Raw genomic sequence first — 10,681 nt, 5'->3', positions numbered from 1 at the left:
GTCCGAATATATCGGACGTTTTTTTTATTTCTTCATTAATTATGAACAGTTTCTTTTTCGTTTAATCCAAGTGTACGACCAGTCGAAGTGTGAAGATCTTGGAACAATCTTGGATTTTCAGTTAGTGAAATGCCATATGAAGGAATCATTTCTTTTATTTTTTCTTCCCATTCTACCATGCGGCTTGGGAAACATTTTTCTAATACTTCAAGCATGACGTGAACAGCAGTAGAAGCACCTGGTGATGCACCTAGTAATGCGGCGATTGAGCCGTCAGCTGCACTTACTACTTCTGTACCAAATTGAAGTGTTCCTTTACCGCCAGCATCAGTATCTTTAATTACTTGTACACGTTGTCCAGCAACTACAATATCCCAATCTTCACTTTTCGCGTTCGGAATGAATTCGCGTAATTCTTCCATACGTTTTTCGTGCGATAACATAACTTGCTGAATTAAGTATTTTGTAAGTCCCATTTCTTTTACACCAGCAGCTAACATCGTTAAGACGTTATTCGGTTTTACAGAACCGATTAAGTCAAGGTTTGAGCCAGTTTTTAAGAATTTAGGTGAGAAGCCTGCGAATGGTCCAAACAGTAAAGCTTTTTTATTGTCTATATATCTCGTATCTAGATGAGGTACAGACATTGGCGGAGCGCCAACTTTAGCTTTACCGTATACTTTCGCATGATGTTGCTCTACAACTTTTTGGTTTTTACATACCATAAATAGTCCACTTACCGGGAATCCTCCGATATGCTTTGATTCAGGGATACCAGTCTTTTGAAGTAGAGGTAGACTACCGCCACCGCCGCCAATAAAGACGAATTTAGCAGTATGATGCTCAATTTTACCACTATTCATATCGTGTACTTTTACTTCCCACAAACCATTTTTCGTGCGCTTAATATTTTCGACACTATGCTTGTAGTTTAGCTCGACATTTTTTGTTTTTAAGTAATCAAACAACATACGTGTTAATGCACCGAAGTTAACATCTGTTCCAGAGTCAATCTTCGTTGCCGCCATCGGTTCATTAGATGTGCGGCCTTCCATAATGAGTGGAAGCCATTTTTTTAATGTTTCAGGAGCATCAGAAAATTCCATTCCTTGAAACAGTGGATTTTTTGAAAGCGCTTCAAAACGGTTTTTTAGAAATTCAACATTTTTTTCCCCTTGTACTAAACTCATATGAGGTAGTGGCATAATAAAATCTTGTGGATTACGAATTAATTTGCTCTTTACAAGATATGCCCAAAATTGTCTTGAAAGCTGGAATTGCTCATTCACTTTTACAGCCTTACTAATATCTATAGATCCGTCAGATTTTTCGGAAGTATAGTTCAGTTCGCATAGCGCAGAATGCCCTGTACCTGCATTATTCCATTCGTTAGAGCTTTCTTCCCCGGCACTTGCGAGTTTTTCAAAAACTTTAATTTCCCATTCTGGTGCTAATTCTTTTAGTAATGAGCCTAACGTTGCACTCATAATTCCTGCACCAATTAAGATAACGTCTGTTTTTTGCTGCATGTTGCTCATGATAATCTCTCCATCCCCTATATTGGCAAAAAAGTGTAGGTGTTTTCTATGTCTAAGCCGTAAAAGAGAAACACCGCCTAGGCCCCACCTAGGTGTATACCTTTTTTGTCTCAATTATATAACCATCTCATACTCTATTATAATAATTAATAGACTAAAATATCTAGTGTTATCTGATAATTTTAAACTATTTAACGTTTTATTCGCTAAAAATCTTATTTAACAAGCTCTTTTAAGGTGATAAATAGAAAAAAATTACAGTTTGAAATTATCTCGAAAAAGCTTACGTATCCTTAAGTGACTAAATCGAGTACCATTTTATGGGATTATTCTTTCTGTAATGGTAAGATTATTCTGAAAAATAAAAAGGAGGGACTCTAATGTGTACAAAAGAACAAATTTCAAACTTATTTCGAAACTTTTCAATAAAGGAATGTAAAGGGTCAAGTGATTTATATGAATATTTATCAATGAAAATTGCTGAAGATGAGGAAGTACTTACACTATCGTCCTGTGCTCAGGTAGGTCAACCAGTCCCAAACTTACTATTAGGTGCAGTACATTATTTATTGTTAGCAGGGAAAGAACATCATTTAAAAACGTATTATAGTAGTTTAGTTGAAAATGCCGATACAAATTTAAATAAAGCTTTTGATCATTTTAAAGATTTCTGTAAAGAGTACCGAGAAGAAATCATTACATTGTTACAAACGAAGCTCGTTCAAACGAATGAAGTAAGACGGTGTGCATACTTATACCCAAGTTTCTGCTACATATTTAACAAAGTGAAGAAGCCGTTAGCGTTAATTGAAATTGGGACAAGTTCTGGGTTGCAACTGTTCTGGGACCAATATAGTTATTCGTACGGGACGGATGAAATGTACGGAAATATAAATTCAAATGTGCATGTAACTTCTGAAATAAGAGGGGAGAATGTACCGCATTTTCTAAAAGAAAGCCCATCTGTCGTAGAAAGAATCGGACTGGACTTACATGTGAATGATTTACATAATGAGGAAGATTATTTATGGTTACGTGCTTTAATTTGGCCAGAACATAAAGAAAGGCTTGAGATGTTTGATCAAGCTGCATCTTTAGTGAAAAATGAATCTGTCCAATTCATAGAAGGAGACGGTGTAGAGCTATTATCATCTATTATTGAACAAATAAGTGAAGAAGCTGTTATTTGTATTTTCCATACACACGTCGCAAATCAAATACCAGAACAAGTAAAACATAAGTTAGAAAAACAAATACAAGAAATTGGCGCAAAACGTGATGTATTCCACCTTTATAACAACATGTGGGATCGTGACCTTCATATTGATTATTATATTAACGGAAACGAATATCGTGAAACGGTTGGAGAAACAGAAGGGCATGGGAAATGGTTTAGCTGGAAGATTGGAAATGAGACGCCTATTTAGATTAATAGGGGCGCCCTCACTTGTAAAAGGTGGGGCCATAGGCTCAATCATGGACTAAATGGTTAAGGAAATAAATTTATTAGTAACATACAAAAAAAGCTTCGGAGAAATCCTAAGCTTTTTTTGAATTACATTTAAACCCCATAATGGATCATGTACTTCTGTTCTGCTGCGGCTTGTACAATTTTTGAAGCTAACTCATTCAGCTCATCATATTTTCTGAAGAACTTTGAAGATGTAACTGTTTCATAGAAAATTGCTAATGATTCAGGCGGGATAATTGTAATACCGTAATGAGCTAAACCGTGTTCTTGATTTTTGACTGTATGAAAGTAGGTTTTCATAATTGATAAATTTCGATTTAAGCTACTGATAATATCATCATCAACAGAAATACAATGATATTTCTCTGGTGTATAATCTTCGTAATTTTTTTGAGAAGTAAAATCGTCAATTATTCCAAAATCATGGACACATGCCATCATTATCATCCTTTCAGCTTTAATAAAGTGAGTTCTATTAAAGTAAAATGGTCATTCGTTTAAGTGTAATAGAAATAGTTATGTAGTTCATAAAATATCTTCGGTTCTTCTTCGTGAAGACAGTTTATTTATCGATAAACTCATCGGGAGCCCAAGTGGCGATTTCATTCCCAGGTGCAGCGACTACAAGCCATTGCTCACATAGAACACCAGATTGCCAACATTCATAATAATCATGAAAACCATTTACAAAAATAATTTGTCCACTCTCTAATGTAATAATTAAATGAGGGCTTTCTAAGCCGAGTCGTATATCGGTAACTTTTTGTTTTCTTATCTTAAATATTCTTCTTCCTCAGAATAAACTTCAAATTCATCTTCATTTAATGGGTATCTTTTTTGAAGTTTATTAAATAAACACCATTTGGATTCGATATTGATATATAATTGTCCGTCATAATCAACTGAGTCGTGAAAGTTTGTGAAATGAATCTTTATAGCGGCTGGAGAAATACCAAATTGTAATCCATCAACTTGTGATCCGATGAATAGATTTTTTAGCACTTTTTCAGCGTAAATTTTATCCTCTTGATTCATTCTTGAAATCCTCCTTTTCTTAAAAATATACCTTATATTTTTATTGTAATAAATAAATTTTCATGTAAAATGAACCTTTTGTGAAAAACGAGCGAATATAGTGTGAAAGATCACGAGAGGGGAACGAAACTTTGGATGAAGTACAATTAAAAGAATGGCTATATAAAAGAAAGTATGTTGCCCAAAAAAGAGTTTGAGAAAGTGTTACTTTGGATTGTTGAATAGATATTTAGCAAAAAAAGTAACTAATAATTATGTTATGTAAACTTAGTTTATAAAACACCCATTTAAAAAATGGATGTTTTATATTTTGATATATTAGGTGGAATATATAGTTTAAAAAAGCGGAATACTTTGCGGAAAGTTAAAGACATTTTTCGGATCATATTTTGCTTTTACTTCCATTAATCGGTCAAAGTTGCAACTGAAGTATGCATCTGGCCAATTTTTAATGGATAGGTCAGGAGTATTAACATAGACACCTTTTGTAAATGGAAGCATTGCCAAACGGAAGTCTTCAACCCATCGAATACTTCCACCAGCACCTTCTGGTTGCTCCCAAGTAGCGAATATTGACATGTTTGATAGTGCTTTTCGGTAAAAGTAAGCAGTCGCCTCATTTGGCACCTCAGCAACAGCACCGCCTAATCCGTGGAAAAATACGGAGGTGGTGGAAAAGGGAGGTGCATTATTAATAAAGTGATCGATAATGGATAGTCCTTCTTCTGGTAATAGTTCATATACATATGGACCAACACTTTTAAATGGTAAAGGTGTTGCAGGTTGCTTCTCAGCTATTTTCGCTGCTGCTTCTGCCCATGGTATTTCTTCGATAGTTACTTGCAGTGGTGAACCGGCTTCTAGTAATGGCTGTAGTAGCGACTGCAATTCTTGTACAGAACCGAGAAATACACCTTGCATTAATAATGATGGTTCTAATCCTGCAGACATAAAAAGAGTAGTTGTAAGTCGTTTATTAGCGCAAGGTAGCGTATATTCTTGCCAAGAGGTTAATACAGGTTTTAAATCTGATATCCCCCAGCTTATTTCTGCAAATCCTACCGTATTAATTTTATGTGTTCGAAACTTAAACGAAGTACATATTCCAAAGTTACCACCACCAGCACCGCGCGAAGCCCAATAGAGATCGGAGTTACACTTGGCGTTAGCGCGTATTATACAACCATTCGCGTCTACCATTTCTAATTCAAGTAAATGATCGAGAGTTAATCCAAACGGACGAGAGAGAATACTATGTCCGCCACCTAAAGTAACACCTGCAATCCCGGGAGTAGGACAAACACCACTCGGCACAACTAATCCTTCAGCAGCAAGTGTTTCAATTAAAGAAATATTTCTCCATCCAGTCCCGATAGTTACAGTTCCATTATTGTGATCTATTTCTAATTGCTTCATTTCACTTACATCAATTACAAGACCAGCATTACTGACGGATAATGCCTCATAATTATGACGTCCAGAGCGCATGCGTATAGGAACGTTATGTAGCCTTGACCAGCGAACAGCGTTTACTACATCCTGCGTATTTTGAGCAAAAACAATGATTAACGGAAATTTGTTGAAGAATGTATTGAATTCTTCACGCGCTGAATTATAATCAGGATCATTAGGTGTAACGATACGACCAGTAAGTTCAATTTTTTGATTATTCATTTCAGTCATCTCTCCTTGACGTGAAATATTAATAATGTGGAAATACAGAACATAAAGAAGAACTGACAATACTTTATAAGTAAATGAATAAAGGAAAAGGATTATTCCAATAAAGAAAAAGGCAGTGCTACATAAGTAGCACTGCCTTTTTGTAATTATATGTATGTGCTCAAAATTTCCCCAGGTAATCCATCAATCTCACAAACTTTCTCCGATGTAAAACCTACGCTTAGTAAAATTTTGCGAGAAGGGATATTATTTGGATCGATCATTGCTTTTAGTACGTTTACATCTGTTTGCTTCGCTATTAAAGCTAGTTGTTAATTTTTGATTATGTACGTACATACAATGTGTAATTAAGTGAATGATTAACATAGTAATTACAGAAAAGGGTGAATGAAGCGTATGAATCAATTTGAGCAAATGATGTACGTTGGTGTCATCATGTCTATTGTACTATCCGTAATGATTTTAGGGTCCTTATATTATAATCCTCGACTTTCATTAACTGATTATCCGAAAGATATTCAAAAAGTAGTTTTTCCAAAATCGATTCATGAAAAAAAGCAAACCATTTACTTTAATATTGTATACAATACTATTCTTTTCGGTTGTCCTTTCGTTTCTACATATATATTACATAAGCATGAAAAATTATTGTATATTGATGCTTATTTACACACTTTTGGTATTTTAATGATTTTCAATTTAGTAGATTTACTTATAATTGATTGGCTAATTTTTTGCTGGATTACTCCAAGGTTTGTTGTGATTCCTAGTACGGCAGGTATGAAAGGATATAAAGATTATAAGTTTCATTTAAGAGGGGCTATAGTCGCTACTCAAATTTTAGCAATCGTAAGTTTATTTTTGGCGGGAATTGCAACAACTATTTAGTGTGAAGAAGGGCATGAAGCTTTTATAAAAGATAAGGAGATTTATAATATATAGAATTAGAAATAAGAATTTGTTAGTATTGAAGTGAGGAGTTTTAATAACAGTATATTAAGCCGTATTAATATACTGTTGCAAATGTTTTGATATTATGTAAAATTATACAATTTTACAGAGACATTTGATAAAATTCAAAAAAATATAATGGAGGCTAATATGAAAAAAGTAATTGGCGCAGCAACAGCAACTATTTTTGGATTGGGGGCGTTTACCACAACTGCTACCGCAGAAACAATCGTAACAGCAGATGTACTTAACGTACGTGAAAAACCGACTACAGAATCAAAAGTGGTCGAAAAAGTAAAGAATGGGCAAGAGTTAAAAGTCATCAATACCGAAGATGGCTGGTCAAAAATTGAATTGGACGGTAAAGAAGTGTTTGTAAGTTCGGAGTTTACAAAAGATGTGTATCATGTAACGGCGAATTTGTTAAATGTACGTACCGAAGCAAACACAGATTCAGAAATTCTTGGCAGACTAAAAAAAGATGATGTAATTGAATCAACGCATCAAGTAAAAGACGGATGGTTGGAATTTGAGTATAAAGGAAAAATTGCTTATGCAAACGTTTCTTTCCTATCAAGTACAGCACCAACTGAAAAGAAAACTGAAGAGAAAACGAAGCAAGTAGCGAAAGTACAAAAATCAGTTAAAGAAAAGAAAGAAGTAAAGACGCAGAAAGTAGCAAAAGCGAAAGAAACAACGAAAGCACAAGAAATAGTAAAGCCTAAAGAAGAAGTAAAAGTTAAAGAAGAACCGAAAGCACAAGAAATAGTAAAGCCTAAAGAAGAGGCAAAAGTCAAAGAAGAAGTAAAAGTTAAAGAAGAACCGAAAGCGCAAGAAATAGTAAAGCCTAAAGAAGAGGCAAAAGTCAAAGAAGAAGTAAAAGTTAAAGAAGAACCGAAAGCGCAAGAAATGGTAAAGCCTAAAGAAGAGGCAAAAGTTAAAGAAGAAGTAAAAGCTAAAGAAGAAGAAAAAGCGCAAGAAATAGCAAAAGCAAAAGAAGAAGAGAAAGCAAGAGAAATAGCAAGAGAAATAGCAAGAGCAAAAGAAGAAGAGAAAGCAAAAGAAATAGCAAAAGAAATAGCAAAAGCAAAAGAAGAAGAGAAAGCGCAAGAAATAGCAAAAGCAAAAGAAGAAGAGAGAGCAAGAGAAATAGCAAAAGCTAAAGAAGAAGAAAAAGCGCAAGAAATAGCAAAAGCAAAAGAAGAAGAGAAAGCAAGAGAAATAGCAAAGGCTAAAGAAGAAGAGAGAGCGAAAGAAGTATCAAAAAACAATATACAGTCTGCTAAACGTGAATTAACGGTAGTAGCGACAGCGTATACTGCTGATCCAAGTGAAAATGGTACATATGGTGGACGCGTTTTAACTGCGATGGGGCATGATTTAACGGCAAATCCGAATATGAGAATTATCGCAGTTGACCCGAAAGTAATCCCATTAGGATCTAAAGTATGGGTAGAAGGTTATGGAGAAGCTATCGCTGGTGATACTGGAAGCGCAATTAAAGGTAATCGTATTGATGTATTAATGGGGTCAAAAAGTAAAGCTATGAATTGGGGAAGAAAAACTGTTAAAGTAAAAATTTTATAGTAACTATAATGATCCAAATAGAAGTCAGTTCTCTTTATTGAGGCTGGCTTTTATTTTTTTAGTGGAAGTATAATAGGATTTTTAAATGACTTATTAATAAACCTGTAATAAAACATAAAAATTGTCTCATGTTTAGAAAAACTATTAAGAATGAGGTAAGGAAGTAGAACAGAAAGTTATTGAGAAGTAGAGAAGAATAGTATGTTGAAAACGAAGGGTTAACGTATAATGAAATATATAAATCGGATCAAATCGTTTACTAAACACTTTCACTCATAATAGTGTAATTAAGTTCAAAGGATAGGTGTATTTCATGAAAGAAGTAAGAGAATATATTGAAACAAAGAAACAAGGTGTATTGGAGTTGCAAATAAAAGAAACGGAAGAAAAGCTAGGTGCTGCTTTCCCAAATCAATATAGGGATCTTATTAAATTAGTTAATAATGCTGAAATAGGGGAATGGATACTATATCCGATTAAAGATAATAGAAATGTAACAAAAACTTGGGATGATATTGTTAGACAAAACATTGACATGAGAGATGAGTCTATGCCAGAAAATCTTATCATAATTGGTGACGATGGTTCAGGGGATAAATTGTGCTTTAAAATAAATAATGGAAAAATGGATGATAAAATATATATTTGGTATCACGCGGATGACGAAATGGAAGAAATATCTCCGAGTTTAAAAGAATTTATTATGGAAACTATTCAGGAAGACGATGTTTTTTAGTCTTAATTATTATCATTTTGTGAATCATTCTTATAAAAGGCGAGGATAGAATATGACAATAGAATTATATGGCGTACATTGTAATGAGCGGAAAGGGTATAGAGTAATAGAGGGAAAAGATTCATATAATCATTACTTTGGCGGTCAAGATTGTAATTTGCCAGTATGTAAGTTATGCGGTGAGAAGATGCATCAAATTCTCTGTTTTGATTTAAAAGATGGGAGACTTGCTGAACTTAAAAGTAATGAACTAAATATTTTACCATTCGTTTCATGCTTGAACTGCGCGATGGTGTGGGAACCGCAATATTTTCAGTTAAGTGATGGAGGTAAAACAGTTCAAATCATAAAGCAGAAAAATACAGAAGAATGGATAATGGAAGAGGAAGATAAGTTACCAGTTTCATTACCAAAAACAACGGTAAAGCTTATAAATATGAAAAATGAAGATATACCTACAGATGAAGATAGTTACTGGGAAGCTTTTGACTTGTTCGGTTCTGAATATGTATGTAGATTATTAGGGGCACCATTATATGCGGATCTTCCAGAGCATTTGGCGTGTCCAACTTGTTCTAAAGAGATGAAGTATGTTGCTACAATTACACAAGATATCGAGGAACGTGAACTTATTTCAGTAGTTGATTTCCAGTTCGGGGAAATGAATATATACTATTATTTATGTAAAGATTGTTCAATTATAAAAACGGAAACACAAAGAACATAACAAGGCTAACATATTATATTAGTCTTGTTTTTGTATCGCAACATCATTAAGAATCGCATCAAATATATCTTTTTGCGTAAAGTTATCTGTAAAAATAGTTTCTCTGGAAACCTCAATTGTATCGTGCGGAGTATACCATTTTTGTAGGGAATCTTCACCAAATTCATGTCGTTTGTCCCTTGTGTTATGTCGTCTAATGGTTTCCTCGAGTGATAAATCAAAGTAATATGTAAATGCATTTCCATCAAAATAACGAATTAATTCTTTCAACATATCACCGTATCTACGATTGTTTAAAATACCTTCTAAAATAACAAACTTACATTTTCCTTTTCCGTACTTCGTAATTTCAAATAGTAGATCATGAGATAAGTTCCCCATCGTGTCGTGTACTCTTAACATATCTCTACGCACGACGTCTTGAGAGACTAAAAGTGTACCTTGTCCGAAATGTTCTTGTAGTTGCTTTGCAATCGTTGTTTTACCACTTGCGGAGTTTCCTCTAAGAATGATTAAAGTGGATGTAAGTATAGGTTTAGACATAATGTATTCCCCCAACGGTATTAATTATATAGAAAATTTTAATAAATAAAGTGAGGAAAGTGTATAATTAATATGATGGATATTTAAGGAGGGGATTAGATGGGGGGTATATTAAAAAATGCACAACCTATATGGAAACGGACTTGGTTTCGTTATCTAGGGGCATTTTTTATTGTTCAGTTACTGTTTATTTTGTGTGAAATAACTGCGTGGGCACCAAACTTTAGGCCAGGCGGAGAGTTTTTTAATAGAATATTAAATTCTCAATTTTTCACTGAATGGTTCACACTCTATACAATCCCGCAATTTAACGTATTTACAGCATTTTTTGCGATTACATTACTACCATATGCATTAGTAGGTGCAATGAAAGATGTAACATCAAGAAAAAATATAAAGGAATAATAGAG

General features: G+C 34.1%; 10 protein-coding genes and 2 pseudogenes. 6 read left to right on the top strand and 6 right to left on the bottom strand.

The annotated features are described in order from the left end of the window. Positions 1-35: 35 nt before the first annotated feature. The gene (locus tag ACS2FK_RS12845) at positions 36-1,538 is read right to left on the bottom strand and encodes a malate:quinone oxidoreductase (protein WP_000069161.1); all 1,503 of its coding nucleotides are present in this window, start codon (positions 1,536-1,538) and stop codon (positions 36-38) included. Positions 1,539-1,918: 380 nt separating this feature from the next. Between ACS2FK_RS12845 and ACS2FK_RS12840 the strand changes: the two genes are divergently transcribed. Continuing rightward, positions 1,919-2,965, top strand: a complete 1,047-nt coding sequence (locus ACS2FK_RS12840) for a DUF2332 domain-containing protein (RefSeq protein ID WP_063547688.1) — start codon at positions 1,919-1,921, stop codon at positions 2,963-2,965. A gap of 134 nt (positions 2,966-3,099) precedes the next feature. Here the strand turns inward: ACS2FK_RS12840 and ACS2FK_RS12835 are convergent, their stop codons facing one another. The 4 genes and pseudogenes from ACS2FK_RS12835 to ACS2FK_RS12820 all read right to left on the bottom strand — a co-directional run. Then, positions 3,100-3,450 (bottom strand): hypothetical protein, encoded by a 351-nt coding sequence (locus tag ACS2FK_RS12835; protein ID WP_003270899.1) that lies wholly within the window; start codon positions 3,448-3,450, stop codon positions 3,100-3,102. 121 nt (positions 3,451-3,571) lie between these two features. Next, positions 3,572-4,044, bottom strand: a pseudogene (locus tag ACS2FK_RS12830) (hypothetical protein). A 336-nt stretch (positions 4,045-4,380) separates the two neighbouring features. Next, the gene (locus ACS2FK_RS12825; protein ID WP_063547686.1) at positions 4,381-5,718 is read right to left on the bottom strand and encodes an FAD-binding oxidoreductase; all 1,338 of its coding nucleotides are present in this window, start codon (positions 5,716-5,718) and stop codon (positions 4,381-4,383) included. A gap of 155 nt (positions 5,719-5,873) precedes the next feature. Next, positions 5,874-6,038, bottom strand: a pseudogene (locus ACS2FK_RS12820) (GNAT family N-acetyltransferase); the annotation flags it as partial. An 85-nt stretch (positions 6,039-6,123) separates the two neighbouring features. Here ACS2FK_RS12820 and ACS2FK_RS12815 point away from each other — a divergent pair. From ACS2FK_RS12815 to ACS2FK_RS12800, 4 genes are all read left to right on the top strand, one after another. Next, positions 6,124-6,615, top strand: coding sequence for a hypothetical protein (locus ACS2FK_RS12815; protein ID WP_063547684.1), 492 nt, complete (start codon positions 6,124-6,126; stop codon positions 6,613-6,615). Between the two features lie 213 nt (positions 6,616-6,828). Then, complete coding sequence (gene entB / locus ACS2FK_RS12810; protein ID WP_237657483.1) at positions 6,829-8,265, top strand: cell wall-binding protein EntB; 1,437 nt, start codon at positions 6,829-6,831, stop codon at positions 8,263-8,265. A 313-nt stretch (positions 8,266-8,578) separates the two neighbouring features. Continuing rightward, complete coding sequence (locus ACS2FK_RS12805; protein ID WP_063547680.1) at positions 8,579-9,001, top strand: SMI1/KNR4 family protein; 423 nt, start codon at positions 8,579-8,581, stop codon at positions 8,999-9,001. Positions 9,002-9,053: 52 nt separating this feature from the next. Then, positions 9,054-9,728, top strand: coding sequence for a hypothetical protein (locus ACS2FK_RS12800; RefSeq protein WP_063547678.1), 675 nt, complete (start codon positions 9,054-9,056; stop codon positions 9,726-9,728). Positions 9,729-9,746: 18 nt separating this feature from the next. Here ACS2FK_RS12800 and ACS2FK_RS12795 read toward each other — a convergent pair whose 3' ends face one another. After that, entirely contained in the window at positions 9,747-10,271 is a 525-nt protein-coding gene (locus ACS2FK_RS12795) for a kinase (protein ID WP_063547676.1), read from the bottom strand. Between the two features lie 99 nt (positions 10,272-10,370). On the opposite strand from ACS2FK_RS12795, the gene ACS2FK_RS12790 reads away from it, so the two are divergent. Continuing rightward, positions 10,371-10,676, top strand: a complete 306-nt coding sequence (locus tag ACS2FK_RS12790; RefSeq protein ID WP_063547674.1) for a YfzA family protein — start codon at positions 10,371-10,373, stop codon at positions 10,674-10,676. Positions 10,677-10,681: the final 5 nt, after the last annotated feature.

Source organism: Bacillus cereus group sp. BceL220 (assembly GCF_051776965.1).
GTDB classification, from domain to species: Bacteria; Bacillota; Bacilli; order Bacillales; family Bacillaceae_G; genus Bacillus_A; species Bacillus_A cereus.
Note: the sequence above shows the minus strand (reverse complement) of the source record. Positions and strands in the feature narration are given on the sequence as shown.

Excerpts from the sequence above, each read along its gene's own strand:
- ACS2FK_RS12795 (WP_063547676.1), bottom strand. The coding sequence starts at position 10,271 with ATGTCTAAACCTATACTTACATCCACTTTAATCATTCTTAGAGGAAAC.
- ACS2FK_RS12800 (WP_063547678.1), top strand. The coding sequence starts at position 9,054 with ATGACAATAGAATTATATGGCGTACATTGTAATGAGCGGAAAGGGTAT.
- ACS2FK_RS12805 (WP_063547680.1), top strand. The coding sequence starts at position 8,579 with ATGAAAGAAGTAAGAGAATATATTGAAACAAAGAAACAAGGTGTATTG.
- ACS2FK_RS12825 (WP_063547686.1), bottom strand. The coding sequence starts at position 5,718 with ATGAATAATCAAAAAATTGAACTTACTGGTCGTATCGTTACACCTAAT.
- ACS2FK_RS12790 (WP_063547674.1), top strand. The coding sequence starts at position 10,371 with ATGGGGGGTATATTAAAAAATGCACAACCTATATGGAAACGGACTTGG.
- ACS2FK_RS12835 (WP_003270899.1), bottom strand. The coding sequence starts at position 3,450 with ATGATGGCATGTGTCCATGATTTTGGAATAATTGACGATTTTACTTCT.
- ACS2FK_RS12845 (WP_000069161.1), bottom strand. The coding sequence starts at position 1,538 with ATGAGCAACATGCAGCAAAAAACAGACGTTATCTTAATTGGTGCAGGA.
- ACS2FK_RS12815 (WP_063547684.1), top strand. The coding sequence starts at position 6,124 with ATGAATCAATTTGAGCAAATGATGTACGTTGGTGTCATCATGTCTATT.
- entB (WP_237657483.1), top strand. The coding sequence starts at position 6,829 with ATGAAAAAAGTAATTGGCGCAGCAACAGCAACTATTTTTGGATTGGGG.
- ACS2FK_RS12840 (WP_063547688.1), top strand. The coding sequence starts at position 1,919 with ATGTGTACAAAAGAACAAATTTCAAACTTATTTCGAAACTTTTCAATA.